The sequence below is a fragment of the Rufibacter latericius genome (assembly GCF_003721515.1).
GTDB lineage: Bacteria > Bacteroidota > Bacteroidia > Cytophagales > Hymenobacteraceae > Nibribacter > Nibribacter latericius.
This window is the reverse complement of the sequence record NZ_RJJD01000004.1, coordinates 216,999-235,502: the sequence shown is the minus strand read 5'-3', so window position 1 is coordinate 235,502 and position 18,504 is coordinate 216,999. Positions and strand designations below refer to the sequence as shown.

Annotated in this window: 12 protein-coding genes and 1 pseudogene; 7 read left to right on the top strand and 6 right to left on the bottom strand. The window is 52.3% G+C overall.

The annotated features are described in order from the left end of the window. Positions 1–50: 50 nt before the first annotated feature. The 5 genes from EFB08_RS08930 to ruvX all read right to left on the bottom strand — a co-directional run bounded on the left by EFB08_RS08930 (position 51) and on the right by ruvX (position 4,183). Positions 51–749 carry a hypothetical protein gene (locus EFB08_RS08930; RefSeq protein WP_123126599.1) on the bottom strand — a complete coding sequence of 233 codons (699 nt, stop codon included), beginning with the start codon at positions 747–749 and terminating at the stop codon, positions 51–53. Between the two features lie 116 nt (positions 750–865). Continuing rightward, the gene (locus EFB08_RS08925) at positions 866–1,822 is read right to left on the bottom strand and encodes a zinc dependent phospholipase C family protein (protein ID WP_123126742.1); all 957 of its coding nucleotides are present in this window, start codon (positions 1,820–1,822) and stop codon (positions 866–868) included. A 151-nt stretch (positions 1,823–1,973) separates the two neighbouring features. Continuing rightward, the gene (locus EFB08_RS08920; protein WP_123126598.1) at positions 1,974–2,486 is read right to left on the bottom strand and encodes a hypothetical protein; all 513 of its coding nucleotides are present in this window, start codon (positions 2,484–2,486) and stop codon (positions 1,974–1,976) included. Between the two features lie 714 nt (positions 2,487–3,200). Continuing rightward, positions 3,201–3,767 (bottom strand): peptide deformylase, encoded by a 567-nt coding sequence (def, locus tag EFB08_RS08910; RefSeq protein WP_123126596.1) that lies wholly within the window; start codon positions 3,765–3,767, stop codon positions 3,201–3,203. Next, positions 3,764–4,183 carry a Holliday junction resolvase RuvX gene (gene ruvX, locus EFB08_RS08905; protein WP_123126595.1) on the bottom strand — a complete coding sequence of 140 codons (420 nt, stop codon included), beginning with the start codon at positions 4,181–4,183 and terminating at the stop codon, positions 3,764–3,766. The genes def and ruvX overlap by 4 nt, the downstream gene beginning before the upstream one ends. A 191-nt stretch (positions 4,184–4,374) precedes the next feature. Between ruvX and EFB08_RS08900 the strand changes: the two genes are divergently transcribed. From EFB08_RS08900 to EFB08_RS24010, 3 genes and pseudogenes are all read left to right on the top strand, one after another. Beyond that, the gene (locus tag EFB08_RS08900) at positions 4,375–5,940 is read left to right on the top strand and encodes a serine hydrolase (RefSeq protein ID WP_123126594.1); all 1,566 of its coding nucleotides are present in this window, start codon (positions 4,375–4,377) and stop codon (positions 5,938–5,940) included. 304 nt (positions 5,941–6,244) lie between these two features. Beyond that, positions 6,245–7,438, top strand: a pseudogene (locus tag EFB08_RS24015) (M16 family metallopeptidase); the annotation flags it as partial. 153 nt (positions 7,439–7,591) lie between these two features. After that, the gene (locus EFB08_RS24010; protein WP_394342962.1) at positions 7,592–9,226 is read left to right on the top strand and encodes a M16 family metallopeptidase; all 1,635 of its coding nucleotides are present in this window, start codon (positions 7,592–7,594) and stop codon (positions 9,224–9,226) included. Positions 9,227–9,396: 170 nt separating this feature from the next. On the opposite strand, the gene EFB08_RS08890 is transcribed toward EFB08_RS24010, so the two are convergent. Then, complete coding sequence (locus EFB08_RS08890) at positions 9,397–11,661, bottom strand: TonB-dependent receptor (protein ID WP_123126592.1); 2,265 nt, start codon at positions 11,659–11,661, stop codon at positions 9,397–9,399. Positions 11,662–12,190: 529 nt separating this feature from the next. On the opposite strand from EFB08_RS08890, the gene EFB08_RS08885 reads away from it, so the two are divergent. The 4 genes from EFB08_RS08885 to EFB08_RS08870 all read left to right on the top strand — a co-directional run bounded on the left by EFB08_RS08885 (position 12,191) and on the right by EFB08_RS08870 (position 18,490). Then, complete coding sequence (locus EFB08_RS08885) at positions 12,191–14,287, top strand: metallophosphoesterase (RefSeq protein ID WP_123126591.1); 2,097 nt, start codon at positions 12,191–12,193, stop codon at positions 14,285–14,287. Positions 14,288–14,615: 328 nt separating this feature from the next. After that, the gene (locus EFB08_RS08880; RefSeq protein ID WP_123126590.1) at positions 14,616–15,887 is read left to right on the top strand and encodes a serine hydrolase domain-containing protein; all 1,272 of its coding nucleotides are present in this window, start codon (positions 14,616–14,618) and stop codon (positions 15,885–15,887) included. Between the two features lie 199 nt (positions 15,888–16,086). Next, the gene (locus EFB08_RS08875) at positions 16,087–17,475 is read left to right on the top strand and encodes an AGE family epimerase/isomerase (protein ID WP_123126589.1); all 1,389 of its coding nucleotides are present in this window, start codon (positions 16,087–16,089) and stop codon (positions 17,473–17,475) included. 13 nt (positions 17,476–17,488) lie between these two features. Further along, positions 17,489–18,490, top strand: a complete 1,002-nt coding sequence (locus EFB08_RS08870; RefSeq protein WP_123126588.1) for a glycosyl hydrolase — start codon at positions 17,489–17,491, stop codon at positions 18,488–18,490. Positions 18,491–18,504 lie beyond the last annotated feature (14 nt).

Here is an 18,504-nt window from a genome sequence, read left to right as displayed (position 1 = left end):
GAATATTTCTCCACGCTCCTATACACCCGCTTTTCCACAGGCTTATCCACTTAGGCGCGGTTCTTTAACTTACCGGCCATTTTCTTCAGTTCGCGAGCATACACCTGTCGATGGTAGCCCGTAACGGAAGCGGTATCTGCGGCAGATTTCAGTTTCCGTGCCTGCACACGGCCAGCGGTTGCCAGGGCCACCTGGGCAATCTTTCGCTCAGGCCAATACTCTTTCAGGGCCCGTAGGCACATATACATCAGTTTGGCATCCTCAGATTTTGCCTCCACCAACTGCTGGGTGTAGAAACTGATTCCCTCCAGCATATTGGGCTGGGTAGGATCAAGGTAAAAGTGCGGAAACAGCTCGTGCCTTAGCATTTCATTGGCGGCCTGCTGCTGCAAGACAAACAGATACTCTTTGCCGGCGTGGGCCAGCAGCAACTGGCGCATGTCGGTGTCTTTGCCGGCATAGTCTTTAACGCGCCCATTTGCTTTTACAATGCGTTGCACCTCTAAAAAAGGATTAAGGGTCACGCCGGCCGGCGGGGTGAGGTCCTGGTATTTAGACTCTGGCGGGAACGTCAGGATCCATTCCGGCTCAGGGACTGCCTGCGCTTTCACCGGCGCCGAGGCGCTGAAGTTGGCACTCAGTTTCCACCCCTCAGATTCCGTTGGGCCTGGCAGGAAAAACCGCTGAACCACCAACGTTGCCACTCCCAGCGATATCAGGAACACGTCTAGTTTATAGCTTTTAATCATGTCAGGTTCTCCTCTCCATAAAGGCGTTTTTGTTCAGCAGCACCTCGGCGGAAGCTCTTTTCAGAGAGATGCGTTTTCGCCTTGTTTTCCATAAAACAGCCAGAGAACGGTTATTGTTAGGGCTGCCGTGCATCGTGCTCCCCGGTCTGGTACACGGCTTTCTCCAGTTCCAGTTGCTGTTTTTGCTCTGGGGTGAGCGGGGCCAACTGCTTCAGGTCTGGCTGACCGGCGTTTACCCAGGCCGTGTACCAGTAGCTGGCCACCAGATGAATGGCCAACCGCATCTGTCGTTCCACCTGCCCTTTCAGACCCCTATGATAGGCCTGACTGAACTCCCGGGAATAGACTTTCACGGTAGCCGTTCCCCGCTCCTCCAGGCTGTACTTTTTGTCTTCGGGGAAAGCCTGGCTTAGTTGTTTCTCTACGGAGAAAACAGAATCCAAAGCAGCATTAGACCTGGCCACTATTTCCCAGGCAGTTCGGCCAGGATTGGCCAAGTGCTGCGGCGGCCCTATAAAGAAATCATATTCTTTGGCCCAAAGTTCCGGCAAGCGACTTTCCCAGAGGCCATGAATGCCTCTCTGGTTCGTGAACTGACCATTATAGTTGCGGGTAGTGTGCAAGGGCACGCAGGCATCGGCGAGGTAATGCCCCAGTTCCGCGGAAAGCCGGAGGATGCGCGGGATCTCGTGCTCTTTAAAAGCCTGGGTAAGCTGATACTGCACCAACCCGATATGCCAGGGCACAATGCCGTGCCGTTGCAGCGTATCCAGAGTGAATTGCCGCACCGCTTCCTCCCAGTGCCGGGGAAGCTTGTAGGCGGCACTATCGCCGTACACATCCAGGTCGATGAAATGACGGGCTCCTTCCTCAGGTACGGCATAGCGCCTTTTGTCTGGGGCAACCGCCTGTTCGGTGAGGTAAGACAAGTGCTGCTTGAAAAACCCGATCATCTCGGGCGGAAGGGTGTACACCGCCTGCCGGTTGATGCGTTGGTGCGCGTAAAAGCCCCAGGCCCACCCCACCTGCTGCGCCGAAAGCAGAAGCACCAAAAGCAAGAACCGTTTTCGCATGAAAAGGTATACGAGCAACACAGCCAGGGAAGTTCCTGTATTTCAGGGCTCTTTTCCCGAAAACAGCCCCAAAGCTTCACCTTAAAGAGTGAGGATTGCTGACTGCGGCCTTTTGCAGGGGTTTTCAGGAAAACAGGACTAAATCAGGGGATTAAAGCTTGGCGCTTTTCTTGGCCTGCAGGTAATCTTCTTTCTTGAAGATCTTGATGCCGTAGTAATTAATTTGCTTGTAATCATAGAGACGGGCCACCACCTGCTCATCGGCGTAATCGGTGTAGGAGTCTATGAAATCAAGCCCCTCGGCCTGTTCCCCTTCCTCCAGCAAAGCCATGTCGCGCTTTTTCACGTTCTTCCTGATTTTATCAAAGGAAGGACCGCCTTGGGCATTGTAAAGGATGCGGTTAGGACTGGTGTCACTATAATAGAGAATGCACCAGGCATCGGCGCCTTCGCCTTCGGGGTTATACGCCCACACGGCCTTGCCCAGTTTCTCCCCGGTAGGGGCTGCGTCTGATTTAGAGACCCAGCCTTTTTCCCCGAGAAAGACGCCCACCTCCTGCTTGCCCATGCTCTGCAGTTTCAAGAGTTGGTCCAAACTCAGCCCTTGACCTACGCAGGTAAGGGAAAGCAATACAAATACCGGATATAGAACGAGCTGCTTCATACCATCTTACAAATAGTAACTGCCTGTAAGTAAGTTACATCATTCTTTTTAAAAAGAAAAGAAGAAATAGCTCCCACTTCCATCCATTAAATGACAAACCACCCCTCCGCGAAGCGAAATCAGGCATTACAATGGCTCAAACGAAAGCACCTAACCCTGCTGCAGGTCGGGGCGAAGGCCTACCATGAGGCCGAGGCACGACTTGCAGCACGCTAGAACGGAGAAAGCAGCAGTGGCCTACGTGAGCTATGCAAAAGAGGACTTCAGCGAGGTGGTACGAAGAGGTGAAGAAAAGACTGTCTGAGCGTCAGCGAGTTTCTTTTCTTCTTGATTCTTTTGGTTACTTTTCTCATCAAGGAGAAAAGTGACAAACGCGGGCAGACCGCGACTGCAGCCTTGAGGCTTGGTAAGAAGGAATTAGAAAGTAACGGCCCAAAAAGTGGCTTTGAGGCTGTCGCCTCACTGAAGTTGCAAACTTCAGATCAAGGTAGGTCCAAGTCACAGACTTGAACCATAGAAAATAAGACCGGCAATCAAAGTCATCCCCTACCCCCTTCAAAGACATACAGAGAAAGAGGCTGAACTGTCAAATAGCCAGAAACTAAGCTCATAAGCCCATTTTGAGGCTCCTTTTACCAAAACACCTAAAAAACGAAAAAGCCCCACCTGTTCTGCACAAGTGAGGCTTCTTACTAGATCAAAAGATTTCAATCCTTATCGTTTACTGAGCCCTGCAAACTTCATGCGGTAATCGGCGTCAACGTCACCTTTGGAGATTTTGGTGAGCTTGCCTTTGATCAGGCGTTTCTTAAGGGCAGAAAGGTGGTCGGTGAAAAGGATGCCTTCAATGTGGTCATACTCGTGCTGGATCACCCGGGCCGTCACATCGTCGAACTCCTCAATGTATTCCTTGCCTTGCAGGTCATAGTAGCGGATCTTAACGCGCTCCAGGCGCCAAACTTCCTCGCGTACGCCAGGGATACTGAGGCAGCCTTCGTCAAAGCCCCACTCCTCTCCGGATTCCTCCAGAATGGTAGGGTTGATGAACGCTTTCTTCACGCCTTTTTCTTCTTCGCCCTCGTCCATGAACGGCTTGGAGTCGATGACGAACAGGCGGATGCTTTTCCCGATCTGCGGGGCGGCCAGACCTACGCCGTGGGCGTGGTACATGGTCTCAAACATGTCTTCGATGAGCTTTTCCAGCTCAGGAGAATCTAAGGGAATGTCTTTGGCTTTGGTGCGCAACACCGGATCGCCGTAGGCAACAATAGGGTAGATCATAGATATTGTCTGCTCTCTAAGTAACTCTGTAAAATAATGGTGGCGCTGATTTTGTCCACGGTGGCTTTATCGGCGCGGGCTTTTTTGTTCAGGCCAATGTCTATCATGGTCTGAAACGCCATGCGCGAGGTAAAGCGTTCATCATGGGTAATTACTTTTTTATCAGGAAACTGTTTCTTCAGCTGTCTCACAAAACCCACTACGTGCTGCGTGTTGTTAGTGTCTGAGCTGTCCAGGTGCTTGGGCATGCCTACCACAAACTCGTCCACCTCCTCTTTATGGCAGTATTGGGTAAGGAACGCGAGCACGTCTTTGCTGTGTACCGTGTCCAGCGCCGAGGCGATGATCTGCAACGGATCTGTGACGGCCAGTCCTACCCTTTTCACACCGTAATCTATGGCCAGTATGCGTCCCATGCGTCGTTTTTACGTTAGTTTCCGGAAATCGGCTTGTAAACGAAGCAGGCTTTCTGCCTCGGTCATGCGTTCTCTGGGAAACAAGGCAAAGGTAGCGCATTATTCTGAGAACCCGCTCCCTCCTGGTGGCTGCCTATTTTCAACCGAACGGTCTTTTATGTATCTTGGGAGGTAAAACGAAATTCTCACCCATGCCACTTCATTCTTATGGCCGGTCGCTCCGGCTCACTTTGCTGGCTCTGCTCTTGTGGAGCTTCTCTCTTCCCACTTTTGCCCAAGCCGATCTTCAGAAACTGGATGCCTACTACCAGAAAGCCCTTAAGGACTGGAACGTGCCAGGCATGGCCATCGCCATTGTGAAAAATGATTCGGTGGTGTTTGCCAAAGGCTACGGCGTGCGCGACCAGCAGAAAGGCGGTGCGGTTGACGCCAACACCATTTTCGGGATCGCCTCTAACACCAAAGCCTATACCGCTGCGGCCCTTGCCATGCTGGTAGACGAAGGCAAATTGAGCTGGGACGATCCCGTGACCAAATACCTGCCGTACCTGCAACTCTATGACCCCTACGTGACGCAAAACCTAAACATTAGAGATCTGTTGAGCCACCGCGTAGGCCTGCAAACCTTCTCTGGTGATATTCTCTGGTACAACACCACTTTCAGCCGCAAAGAGATCCTGCAACGCGCCAGGTACCTCAAACCCGCTTACCCTTTCCGGGGCGGCTACGGCTACTCCAACCTTATGTTCATCGCCGCCGGCGAAGTCATTGAGGCCATTAGCGGGAAGCCTTGGGAGCAGTTCATCCAGGAGCGCATCTTCAAGCCGCTGGGAATGAATCGTTCCTATACTTCGATAAATCAACTGAAGGGGATTGAAAACGTGACCACGCCGCACGGCAATCCTACTTCTGAAAACGGGAAACCCGTGCCTACGGTGCTCACCGCTTGGGATAGCTGGAACCCGGCGGCCGGTATTTTCACCAGCGTGACCGATGATGCCAAATGGCTGAAGCTACAACTGAACCGGGGCACCTACAAAGGCCAGCGCCTGTTTTCTGAGAATGCCTCGCACACCATGTGGACCATGCACAACGCAACACCGGTAGCAAAAGAGATGGAAAAAATCACGCCTTCAGTTCATTTCAGCGGGGCCGGTCTGGGCTGGATGCTGAACGACTACCAGGGCAAGAAGATAGTGGTGCACGGCGGCGGCCACGAGGGCATGAACAGCCGCACGGTGCTGGTGCCCGAGGAGAAACTGGGCATCGTGATTCTGACCAACAGCATGAGCAGCATCATGGCGCCCATCGCCAACTACACCATAGATCAGTTCCTGGGCATTCAGAATGGCCGGGACTGGAGCCAGTTCAACCTGGGGATAACCGCCAAAGCTCAAGCTGCAGAAAAGGCGGCCGAAGCCAAAGCCGCCAAACAGAAACCCGCCAAAGCCAAACTCACCCGTGACCTGAACGCCTACGCCGGCACGTTCCACAGCCCTTACTATGGAGATGCGGTGGTAACCGTGCAGAACGGAAAACTGATGCTAAGCTTAATCTCGGCTCCAGCCTTAGGCGGAGAACTCACCCTCTGGCAACCCGATATCTTTGACCTGGCCTGGAAAAACAACTTCGCGCTACTCACGCCCACCAAGGCCCGTTTCCTGCCTGGTCCTGACGGTTCCATCACCGAGCTGCGCCTGGACGCGAACAACCCAGATCTCCATTTCTCGGAGCTGGAGTTCAGCCGCACTAAATAAATAGTTTTTTAGAAAAACAGCCCTTGAATAGGAAGCCCCAAATGCCGGAAAGGACGGGACTCCTGTTTAGGGGCTGTTTTCAGAAAAAGGGGCAGAAATCAACTGAGGCTGTAATAATCCATTCTTCCCCGCGACTAAGATAATACCCCTACTGTAGTTTCGAGCCTGAAAACCTTCCCGCCACAGTTTAAATCATTAACTATCATTTGTTTACAAAAAACCTCTCTTTTGTGATATGTGGAAATAATTCCATATCATTATAAGCAGAGACATACCTTTTACCCAACCCAAACAAACTATTCGCATGTCAAAGAAGAGCACTCTGGCAATCTTGCTGGCTGCCGCCATGTTATCGCAGGCGCAGGCGCAGACCAAAGCCACGCCAGCCAAGAAAGCCACCACTACTGCCACTAAGTCGCAGGGAGGCACCCGCAAACTGGAAACGGTGACCCGCAAAAGCGGCGAGCTGGTGATCCCTTACGAAAAATACCAGTTGCCTAATGGCCTGACGGTAATCGTACACGAAGACCACTCTGACCCAATCGTGCACGTAGACGTGACCTACCACGTAGGCTCGGGCCGCGAGGAAGTAGGCAAGTCTGGCTTCGCGCACTTCTTTGAGCACATGATGTTCCAGGGCTCTGACAACGTAGCCGATGAAGAGCACTTCAAAATTGTTTCTGAGGTAGGCGGAACCTTGAACGGAACCACCAACCGCGACCGAACCAATTACTTTGAGACTGTTCCTTCCAACCAACTAGAGACCGCTCTGTGGTTAGAGGCTGACCGCATGGGCTTCTTGTTGGATGCCGTGACCCAGCAAAAATTTGAGGTACAGCGCGAGACCGTGAAAAACGAGCGTGGCCAACGCGTAGACAACGCCCCTTACGGCTTGGCTTACGAGAAAGTAAGTGCCGCCCTGTACCCTTATGGTCACCCGTATTCCTGGACTACCATCGGGTACATTGAGGATTTGAACCGGGTAAACGTAAATGACCTGAAAAACTTCTTCCTGCGCTGGTACGGCCCTAACAACGCTACCCTCACCGTGGGTGGTGACGTAACGCCTGAACAAGTAGTGAAACTGGCCGAGAAATACTTCGGTTCTATCCAACGCGGCCCGGAGGTGAAAAACCAAAAGTTGCCTGCTCCGGTACTCGCCCAGGATCGTTACATCTCCTACGAGGACAACGTGCGCTTCCCGCTGGTACAGATTACCTTGCCAACCGTTCCGGCCAATCACCCAGATGAACCGGCTTTGGATGTGCTTTCTGACATCATCGGCGGAAGCAGAACGTCAATCATCTACCAGAACATGGTGAAAACGCAGAAGGCCAACCAAGCCGGTGCGTATCATTCTACGTCAGAATTAGCGGGTGAATTCGCGCTTTCAGCTCGCGTGCTTCCTACCCAGAACCTGGCCGATGCCGAGAAACAATTGCGCGACGCCATTGCGGAGTTCGAGAAAAAAGGCGTGACCGATGAAGACATCGCCCGTTACAAAGCTTCTTATGAGGCCAGCGTGATCAACAGAATGTCCAGCGTATCCGGAAAAACGTCTACTCTGGCGGCTTATCAATTCATGACTGGCAATGCCAACTTTATCACAAAGGAAAGACAGGCGGTGAACGCGGTGACCAAAGCCGATGTGATGCGCGTGTATAACCAGTACATCAAAGGCAAAAAAGCGGTTATCCTGAGCGTGGTGCCGAAAGGCAAAACCGAGTTGATCGCCAAAGCCGATAACTTCAAGGTGGACCCAAGCGGTTACAAAGCCCCGGCTGACCAATACTCTGGCCTGAAGTACGTGAAAGCCAAAGACACCTTTGACCGCAGCAAGAAGCCCGCTGCTGGCGCTGTTCCGGCCATCACCGTTCCTCCGTTCTGGAAAGAAAGCCTAGCCAACGGCATCAAGGTAATCGGTGCCAAGAGCGACGAGGTACCAACCGTAACCATGTTGTTCACGCTGCAAGGCGGCCACAAACTGGAAGCGAACGAGCCGACTAAAGCAGGTTTAGCTTCCCTGACCGCTTCCATGCTGAACGAGTCTTCGCAGAAACTCACCGCTGAGCAAATCAGCACCGAGTTGGAGAAACTGGGTTCCAGCATCAACTTCGGGAGCGGCGCTGAAAGCATGACGGTTTCGGTGTCTTCTCAGGTGAAAAACCTGGATGCTACCCTGGCCTTGCTGGAAGAGCGCATGTTCCGTCCGCGTTTCGATGCTTCCGAGTTTGACCGGATCAAGAAACAGCGTCTGGAAGCCATCAAAAACCAGAGCACCCAGCCTACCGTGGTTGCTGACAATGTGTACTTAAAAATGCTGTACGGCGAGGGCAACATCCAAGCCATTCCGGTAGCGGGCACCGTGCAGACTGTGGAAAGCATCACCCTGGATGACGTGAAGAAATTCTACGCGAACTACTTCTCTCCATCTGTGACCAACCTGGTGGTAGTGGGCGATGTAGACCAAAAGCAGGTGATGCCGAAACTGGCCTTTTTGAATAAATGGGCCCCAAAACCAGTGACCATGCCGGCTAACTTCAAGGCGGCCAGCATTGACAAGACCAAGATCTTCATCGTGGACAAAGAGAAAGCGGCCCAGTCTGAGATCAGAATCGGGTACATGGCCCTTCCGTACGATGCCACCGGCGAGTATTACAAAGCCAACCTGATGAACTACGTATTGGGTGGCGCTTTCAACAGCCGCATCAACCTGAACCTGCGCGAAGACAAAGGCTACACCTACGGCGCTCGTTCTGGCTTCAACGGCACAGAGGAAGCTGGTCCGTTCACCGCTTCGGCTGGGGTGCGTTCTAACGCTTCTGATGCTTCTGTAGTGGAGTTCATGAAAGAGATCAAGCGCTTCAGAGAAGAAGGGATTACAGACGAAGAACTGGCTTTCATGAAGAACGCCATCGGGCAGTCTGATGCCCGCCGTTACGAGACTGCGTTCCAGAAAGCGGCCTTCCTGAACAATATCCTGCGCTATAACCTGACACCGGATTACGTGACCAAGCAGAACGAGATCCTGAAGAACATCACCAAGGAAGAGATCAATGCGCTGGCCAAAAAGTACCTGCCGGTAGATAACATGAGCATCATGCTCGTGGGCGACAAAGCCGCTATCAAACCAGGTCTGGAGAAACTGGGCTACGATGTGGTGGAACTGGATCCAGACGGTGCCCCGGTGTTAGCGAAAGCTGATGGTCCGGCTACCCCTGAGGTGAAGAAAGAAGAGCCTGTTAAAAAAGGCCGCAAAGCCAAAGCCCAAGGTCGCGCTTTCTAAGCTGATTCTTATCGGTTTACCGGCATAAAGTAAACCTGTTTTAAAGGCGTTTTCGGGAAAACAACCCGGAAACGCCTTTTTTCTTGAGTGGCGCTTTCCACTATTAATCTCATAACAGTAAATAGGTTGCTTTTAAAAGCAAATTCTAGGTCTGTTTTCCTGAAAACGGGTTAAAAACTCTTCCGGAGTTGCAGCCCGGTATAGAAGTTACGGCCGGGGGCTGCCTGGAAGTAACGATTTCCGAAGGCATTCAAATCATTCCCCAGGCTGTAGTCTTTATCGGTGGCATTGTCTACGCCGCCATACAGGTCCAGGTGCCAGGTCTGCGCGAAGGTCCTCCGGAAACCAGCGCGGGTACCCAGGATAAAGTAGTCTGGCGCGTACACGGTATTGGCATCGTTCAGCGGAATTTCTGCGGAGTAGTTGGCGGTGGCATTGAGGTATAGCCCCAGTTGGCTTTCTACATCCAGACCTGCTACGGCTACATGCGGCGCAGTACCCGTCAAACGGTTGCCCGAAAAGTCATTCTCGTTCTGCTGGTAATTCAAAAACCGGAAACGGTTGTAGGTGTAGGTTCCCCATAACCGGAGCAAACGCAAAGCCTCTTCCGGGGCCTGCACGAAGGCATAACCCGCTGCCACTTCTACTCCCTGCTGCCGGGTAGCGCCCGCATTGGCAAAAACCGCCACCCCAGAAGGCGTGGTCCGGCTCACGATGGTTTCTTTCAGCTTGAAATGGAAGGCTACCACGTCAAACGTGAAGCGCTGGTTTAACAGACTTCCCCGGAAACCGGCCTCATAATTCAACCCGCGCTCGGGCTGCAATCCGGTGTTGATGCTTGCGTCTGAAGGACGGATCTCGGCCTCGGTGGGCGGAGAGAACCCGGCACTCACACTCGCGTGCGCTGACAACGTGGGCGAGATCACTTTTACCAATCCAACCCGAGGGGAAAACTGGGCGTCAATGCTGCGGGTTTGTTTGTAGTTGGGGTTGGTAGCGGCCTCGGAGACCCGGGCGATGTCATAACGCAGGGCATTCAGGCTGGCTCCAACGGTGAGCAGGAACTCCGCGGGAAAATCTACTTCGGCCTGCCCGAAAACAAAGCCTTCTTTTACCGTCACCTCATCGTCATAGTTTAATGGGCCGGGCGTACCAGCGTTGTTCACGTACTGCCGGGCGTTCACGAAACGGCGCTGCGCCTCGGCTCCCAGAGTGAAGCGGGCGGGCAACAACCCGAGCTGGGTTCGGTAAGTCGTGCGGGTGCGTCCGCCAAAACTCTGGTTAGTATTTCGCTCATAATCGGTTACGAACGGATGGTTCAGGAAGCTGAAGACGCCAAAAAAGGAAGAAGTATTGCTCCATCGCTCGTTGAACTGGTAGTTGTGCACAAAGCCCAGGTTCAGGCCTTCCACGTTGAGAGAAGCGTTCTGGTCTTTGTTCAACTGCCGCGCCGCGCGTGGATTGGCATCGAACTGCTCACGGGTAAGCGCCCCGGGTAGCTCGTAGAACAGATCGGAATACAGGGCGTGAAAGGAAAGGGTTTGCTTCTGGTTTGGGAAAAATTGCCCTGAAAGGAGCAGCGTCTTCCGGTCCATGGCGCTTTGCTCGCGGTATCCGTCCTGGGTCTGCCGGTCATAACGCAGCAGCAAATTCGATTTCTCGGTGGCAAGGCTGGTGGAGGCAAACCCTCGGCGCAAACCGTAAGAACCCACCTGCATCCCTGCCATGACGCTGCTCTCTAGGGGCCGCACCGTCTCCAGTAGAATGGTGCCGCCGGTGCCCGCCCCGTACACACTGCCCGCCGGGCCTTTAATGACTTCTATGTTCCCGATGGTGGCGGCATCCAGCATGTTCAGCGGAATGGTGCCGTTGGCTTCTACCAGGGGCACCTCGTTTAGGTAGACTTTCACGTTTCGCACACCGTACGGAGCCCGCAGGGAACTTCCCCGGATGGAGATGCGGTAGCTGGCCGTGGCCCGTTCTTCCATGCGCACGCCGGGCAAGGTGTTGAGGGCCGGCACCAGCGTGGTCTGGGAAAACCGCTCCAGGTCTCGGGTAGAAAGCAGGCCAATGGCCCCTGCTGTTTTCTGCAAGGGTCGGCGGGTCTCGTAGCCGCGCACCACCACTTCCTGCAGATTAACGGCCAGCGGCTCCAATAAAATCACCAGTTGTTTCCGGTTTTGCGGCACCACCAGTTTCTGCAGGCGGTGGCTGGTGACCCGCTGCACTAACAAAGTATCAGAAGGAGAGGCCAGCATAATCCGGAACTGGCCCGAGGCATCGGTCAGCACTTGATTGCCGGTCACATTTTCACTGACCACAGCCCCTTCCAGCGGCTGCTGTGACCGGGCATCCAGCACGCGTCCCTCTACGGTCACTTGCGCCGAGGCAGGAAGAAAAGAAATCAGGAAAAGGAAAGCGAAAAGGTATTTCATGAGATAGAGTTCAAAAAGAAGCCGGCGAAGGAGGAAGTAGAAACGGCTTTTTGTTTTAAAGCGGTTTTCAGGAATAAGGGCCTAAAACAGCCGACATCTCCTTTGCCCTGCGTCTGGTAGTTTCCTTACGGATTTTGACCACTACAGACGGTACAAACCTATGAAAAATCATTTTGCTTTCCTGAAGGCCTTTCCTCTACTCTATAATCCGGCAGTTTAAGGGTTCTTTTATAGTCTCAGACTACAATGGGCATTTTTGTGTTTAAAGACTGCTTCTGGCACATTTTAAGCTTCTTTCAAGAAAAGTTTAAACAATTTAAACCTAAATAGGTTATCTTTCTTTCAAGAATACTCCTGTTTCTGGTTTAGACGTTCCCAAAACTGGCACGTATAATCCAAAACTTCCCGTTTTCTCATCTAAGGCAACTTCTACCCTGGTTAGCCTTCTCCCCCATGAGAAAAGTTCATGCTGCCTCGGTAAGTCCTTGAAAGGGCTTCTATCGTTTGATTGAACCTCTACTCTCTTCTCATGATTACAACCACCACTCTTTACAGCTTGCTGCTTTTTAGCTTTAAGGCAATGGCGCCCAAGGAACTTGCGCCGTTGGAGGCAAACTGGAAATACCTGAAAACCATGTCACATCAAGGCACCTCTAAGGGTGCTATTTTTTTAAATGCGGGGTACCCCTATTATCTACTTGGTGGTACCATTCCCTATCGCAGTTGGCCTAACAATCCCGACAATGAAAGCAAAAAGCCCGGGCTTACTACCGGCAAAGCCGCCTTACCTGTTCACTCAAATGCCTTTGCGGGGGAGGCTCTCCTAACTACAGCCAATAAGAGCTTTATGCCCTTACACCTGGAACAGGATGTGATAAGCAATGTGATTGCAGCTCAACTTACCCGCGGGCCCTATTTACAGGTGGGCAACCAAACAGCCGTTACTTTGCGCTGGAGAACCGACATTCCCACCGATTCAAAAATACAGGTAGGCACCACGTATGGTGTGTATACCCATTCTGCCACAGATCCTGTCCTCACTACCAAGCATGAGGTTAGGATCAAAGGTTTAACCCCCGACTCAAAGTACTATTACAGGTTTGGCAGCTCTACCCAGGTTCTGCAGAGCGGCAGAAGCAATTATTTCAGAACGGCCCCTAGAGACAATACCATCAGGAAAATCAGGATTGCCGTGCTAGGCGATTGCGGGGAAAACGAAAACGGGAACCGATCTGGCTCTTTAAGTTCCTATCTTAATTATACCAAAACAAATCCGGCTGAGCTTTTACTTATCCTGGGAGACAACGCTTACCCTGGCGGCAGCGACGGAGACTATAGAAGGGAGTTTTTCGGCCCTTTTGGTGAAAACATCCTCAAAAACCACATCCTGTTTCCGGCTATAGGCAACCACGAATACAAATCCATTTACCCGATTACCGCCCGGGATAGAGGTGGCTATTATACCAACTTTTCCATGCCCACGGCGGGAGAGTGCGGAGGTGTGGCTTCGGGCACCAAGGCCTTTTACTCTTTTGATTGGGGCAACGCGCACTTTATCAGCCTGGACTCCTACGGTAGAGAAGCCGCCGATTATACCAAACTCTATGACACCTTGGGGGTACAGGTTCAGTGGTTGAAGAAAGATTTGCAGGCCAACCGCAAGAAGTGGGTCATTGTGTACTGGCACCATCCGCCCTTTTCAAAGGGAAGCCACAATTCAGATGTTGATGAAGAGTTGAAAAAACTGAGGGGGAACTTCATCCGCATTCTGGAGCGCCATGGGGTGGACCTGGTGCTCACCGGCCACAGCCATAACTACGAGCGCTCCTATTTGCTGAACAACTATTACGGCACAGAGGCCAGCTTCAACCTGTCTATCCATGCCAAAAGCAGCTCCAGCGCCAAGTATGACGGCAGTTTCAATTCTTGCCCCTACATCACCACATCGGGCAAAAGAAACCGGGGGACCGTGTATGTGGTGGCAGGTTCCTCCGGCGCATCGGGAAGAGTACAATATGGCTATCCGCATAATGCGTTGCCATTTGCGGTAAATGACGGCGGCATGTTTTACCTGGAGATTGAAGCCAACCGCCTAGACGGCAAAATGCTGCGCAAAGACGGCACCGTCTTCGACAAATTCACCATCATGCATGACGTGAACAAGACCCTTACCAAAAATATAGCCCCGGGCACTCCCACCAAGCTATCGGCCTCTTGGGTGGGCACGTATAGATGGTCAACCGGCGCTACCACCCGAAGCATCATCGTAAACCCACGAACCTCCACCACATACAAGGTGACGGATGGTAAAAAATGCCTCACCGATGTCTTCAAAGTAAACACCGGCATTGTCTCAGGCATTGCCGCAATCTCTGAAAGCATCCAAAGCCCCATGCTGGAATTATACCCCAGTCCCGCCAGACGAGGCGCAGTCATCATGGTTAAGTCAACTAGCCCTGAAACCATTGAGGCGTATGTTTCAGATATCGGCGGACATATCCTTTCTACTTTCCAGTTTACCGGCACCGGTGAAATTGACACCAGGAACCTACCCAGTGGCGTGTATATCCTCAGCCTGTCTGAGGAGGGCCAGCTCAAGAGATATAAGTTTGTGGTGGTAGATTGAAGGAAGCGTGCACCACTACCTGACTAATTACTGTTCAAGGATTACCTGAGTCACCTTTGTATTCAAGAGAATATTCCGTTTACTTCTGGAAAAGATTGAACAGACAAAGTAGAAGTGATACATGACCTAAACCAAGGCTAAAAAGTAAAACTCGTTTTGGCTGTCTTTTAAGAAAACAGGCTCAAAGACACAAGTTTTTGGGTCTGTTTTCTTTTGCTCCTGGAGCTACTCATAATATTGAGCACCTATTTCACAGTCGCCTCCCAAAGTAGTATATTCGGAAGTGCTGTTTTGCATCACTTCCGTTTTAAGCTTCAAAAACATAACCATGAATAAAATCATCTACGCTTTACTATTCATATCCCTTACAGCCTTTTCCTTCAAACTGCCGCCTACAGGTAAAAAGGACAAGAAGCCTCCTGTCATCATAAACAAAACGGTGAAAGCAAGGATTGATGCGGCCTTGAGAAGTTTTGTGGATTCAGGCAGAGTAGCAGGAGCATCGGCGTTGATCTTTGAGAAGAACAAAGAGGTGTATCACAACGCTTTCGGGTATGCAGACCGCGAAGCCAAGGCGAAGATGGACCGGAACACCATTGTTCGCATCTATTCCATGACCAAGCCGGTGACCGGGGTAGCCCTGATGAAACTCTATGAAAAAGGCGCTTTCAAACTGGATGACCCGCTTTCAAAATACGCCCCGGAGTTTGCCAACATGAAGGTGTACAAAGGCGTGGATGCCTCAGGCAATCTGATCTTGGAGCCGCTGAAACGTCCTATCACCGTCCGGGACATCACGCGCCATACCGCTGGGTTCGCGACCACTACCGACCTTCCGGGTATAAGTGATGTGTTACAGAAGGCAGATCTTTCCAACCCCAACAACACGCTGGAGCAGATGGTGAAAAAATTGGCCAGTTTGCCGCTTCTGTTTCAGCCAGGTGAGCAGTGGTCGTACGGGCCATCGGTAGACGTGCAGGCCTATCTGGTAGAGCGCCTTTCGGGTAAGCCTTTTGCCCAGTACCTGCAGGAAAACATCTTTATGCCGCTGGGCATGACCAACACCCGCTACGTGGTGCCGGAAGATGATAAAAGCAGGTTTGCCGCTACCTACCGCAAAGGCGAAGAGGGCCAACTGACCCGCGTTCCAGACCTAGACAATCTTTTCAACACCAAAGATTTCGCCTTGAAACCGGGCGGTTGGGGACTCACCTCCACCTTGGATGATTACATGAAGTTCGCCCGCATGCTGGTGAGCAAGGGTACCCTGGGCAAAGCTAGAATCCTGAAACCCGAGACCGTTAAACTGATGGCTACAAACCAGTTGTCAGACAGTGTGACGCAGCGCATGTGGCTGCCCAGCAAAGGCCAGGTCGGTTTCGGGATTGACTTCGCGGTACGTTTGCATCCGCCGGTTTCCAAAGAAGAGAACAACGGCGCTGTAGGTGAGTTCTTCTGGGACGGTGCGGCCAGCACTTTGTTCTGGGTAGACCCGGTCAACGACCTTACTGCTGTTCTGTTCGTGCAGGTATTCCCCTTTGACGGCCAAGTGCACAAGCGCTTCCGCGATGCCGTTTATGGCCCCTTTTCGGCAAAGTAACATTAAAAACAAAAGTACCGCACAGTTCACGCAATCACGCTGCGGGAATGATTCTTTCACGATTTCTCAACCTTTAAACGCTGTAAAACAGAGAAGCCTTGCTTTGTCTCAGGAAGCAGAAACTTATCAAGGATCTGTAGCAAATGGCTATTTAAAATGGTGTTATATTTATAGGAAATAGTCTTCCCACACCTTTCCTATGTCGCTACTTTACGGTCTCAGGGTTCTGCGCTTTTCTCTGGTTTTGATGGCGGTTTCGCTGCTCTCGTTTGTGGCCTCGGGTAGGCAAAACCGGGCGAAAATAGCGGCAGAGATAGAGAAGTCCATGCGCACTAAGTTGCTGAACGTGTGGTACCCCAGGAGCATAGACATGCAGCATGGAGGTTTCCTATGTTCGTTCACTTATGACTGGCAGCCCACTGGTTCTCAGGACAAGATGATTGTCACACAGGCGCGCCATACCTGGTCCAACGCCATCGCCTCACAGCTTTACCCCAAAGAAGCGCATTTTAAAACAGGCGCCCGCCACGGCTTCGCTTTCCTTCGCGATGTCTTCTGGGACAAAAAGAACGGAGGCTTTCACACGCTGGTAAATCGGCAGGGCCAGGTTATCCGCCGAGGCTTTGCGGAGAAGGAAGCCTACGGAAACGCCTTCGCGCTGTACGCTTTGTCGGCGTACTACAAAGCTACCGGTGACAAGGTGGCGTTGATCTTGGCGCAGGAAACGTTTCGGTGGTTGGAAAAACACAGCCATGACCCGGTGCACAAAGGATATTTCCAGCACCTGAAACTGGACGGAACACCCATCGTTCGGCCCGATACCATTCCTTCCACGGCAGACCTGGGCTACAAAGACCAGAACACCTCCATCCATTTACTGGAGGCTTTCACCGAACTTTACCAAATCTGGCCCGACCAACTGGTACGCCAACGGCTAGAGGAAATGCTATTCCTGATCCGCGACAAAATCACCACTCCGCAAGGGTACATGGTGCTGTTTTTCCAACCCAACTGGACGCCCGTCTCTTTCCGGGACACCGATAAAGAAACCATTCTGCGGCACCGCTACCTGGACCACGTGTCCTTCGGGCATGATGTGGAAACCGCTTACCTCATGCTGGAAGCCTCGCACGTTCTGGGGCTGAAGAACGACACCACCACCCCGCGCGTAGCCAAACGGATGGTAGACCATGCGCTGCGCACTGGTTGGGACACGGAGAAAGGCGGCTTCTATGACGAGGGTTATTATTTCAAAGGAGACACCCACCTCACCATCACCAAAGACAGCAAGAACTGGTGGGCCCAGGCCGAAGGGCTCAACGCGCTCCTGCTTATGGCCGACCTCTTCCCCCAAGACCAGATGCAGTATTACCAGAAATTTGAGATGCTTTGGCGCTACATTTCCACCTACCTCATTGACCAGGAACACGGCGGCTGGTACGCGGGCGGCCTGGACAAAGAACCCCAGCAAAAGACGGCGCTCAAAGGCCATATCTGGAAAGGCAACTACCATCAGCTCCGCGCCATGGCCAACTGCGTGGCGCGTTTAAAGCACCAAAACTATAAAACACTCCAAAAACAGAAATAGCGATACTACCTGTATGAGAAAAACTTTACTCTTTTCTTTCCTGATCTTAAGTCTGCAATGTCTGGGCCAGGGCATCGCGCCGGTGAACCCCAATGCCACGCCCGAGGCCAAAAAACTTCTTGCGTATTTATATGAAATCAATGGGAAGTACCTCCTGTCTGGGCAGCACAACTACAACGAGACACCCAACAAGTTCTCAGAAATGGTGGTCGCCCGCACCGGCAAGCAGCCTGCCATCTGGGGAACCGACTTCATCTGGCGCGGCACCCAGGACCCCGGCGCTGAAATCGTGAAAGAGGCCATCCAGAAACACCAGCAGGGGCACATCGTCACGCTGATGTGGCACGCCGGCCGGCCCATTGACACAGCCCCTTTCCGCTGGAAAGAAAGTATTCAGGGCGAACTCACCGACCAGCAGTGGAAAGAACTCACCACGCCCGGGACCGCGCTGCACAAGGTATGGCTGGCGCAGGTAGACCAAACCGCCGAGTACCTGAAGCAATTGCAGGCCGCTAACGTACCGGTGCTCTGGCGCCCTTACCATGAGATGAACGGCGTCTGGTTCTGGTGGGGCGACAAGAAAGGCAAAGACGGCTACCAGAAACTCTGGACCATGCTCTATGACCGCTATACCAACCACCACAAACTCAACAACCTGCTCTGGGTCTGGAACGCCAACGCCCCGCGTGACATCCCCAAAGACGAGGCCTTCTCCTACCACCTCTTCTATCCTGGCGCCAAATACGTAGATATTCTGGCCACTGATGTCTACAATTTCGATTACGAGCAGAAAGACTACAACGAGCTGCTGGCCCTGGCCAAAGGCAAACTGATCACCCTGGGCGAGGTAGGCGAACTTCCCAAACCCGAAATCCTGCAGGTACAGCCCAAGTGGTCCTGGTTTATGGTTTGGGCCAACTGGTTAGAAACCCACAACACCCCAGAGCGGGTGAAAGAAGTCTACAATTTGCCCCATACCCTAACTTTGGATGAACTGCCTGCTACCAAAAAGTAAGCCTTGCCCAGAGG

Excerpts from the sequence above, each read along its gene's own strand:
- EFB08_RS08930 (WP_123126599.1), bottom strand. The coding sequence starts at position 749 with ATGATTAAAAGCTATAAACTAGACGTGTTCCTGATATCGCTGGGAGTG.
- EFB08_RS08925 (WP_123126742.1), bottom strand. The coding sequence starts at position 1,822 with ATGCGAAAACGGTTCTTGCTTTTGGTGCTTCTGCTTTCGGCGCAGCAG.
- EFB08_RS08920 (WP_123126598.1), bottom strand. The coding sequence starts at position 2,486 with ATGAAGCAGCTCGTTCTATATCCGGTATTTGTATTGCTTTCCCTTACC.
- def (WP_123126596.1), bottom strand. The coding sequence starts at position 3,767 with ATGATCTACCCTATTGTTGCCTACGGCGATCCGGTGTTGCGCACCAAA.
- ruvX (WP_123126595.1), bottom strand. The coding sequence starts at position 4,183 with ATGGGACGCATACTGGCCATAGATTACGGTGTGAAAAGGGTAGGACTG.
- EFB08_RS08900 (WP_123126594.1), top strand. The coding sequence starts at position 4,375 with ATGCCACTTCATTCTTATGGCCGGTCGCTCCGGCTCACTTTGCTGGCT.
- EFB08_RS24010 (WP_394342962.1), top strand. The coding sequence starts at position 7,592 with ATGCGCGTGTATAACCAGTACATCAAAGGCAAAAAAGCGGTTATCCTG.
- EFB08_RS08890 (WP_123126592.1), bottom strand. The coding sequence starts at position 11,661 with ATGAAATACCTTTTCGCTTTCCTTTTCCTGATTTCTTTTCTTCCTGCC.
- EFB08_RS08885 (WP_123126591.1), top strand. The coding sequence starts at position 12,191 with ATGATTACAACCACCACTCTTTACAGCTTGCTGCTTTTTAGCTTTAAG.
- EFB08_RS08880 (WP_123126590.1), top strand. The coding sequence starts at position 14,616 with ATGAATAAAATCATCTACGCTTTACTATTCATATCCCTTACAGCCTTT.
- EFB08_RS08875 (WP_123126589.1), top strand. The coding sequence starts at position 16,087 with ATGTCGCTACTTTACGGTCTCAGGGTTCTGCGCTTTTCTCTGGTTTTG.
- EFB08_RS08870 (WP_123126588.1), top strand. The coding sequence starts at position 17,489 with ATGAGAAAAACTTTACTCTTTTCTTTCCTGATCTTAAGTCTGCAATGT.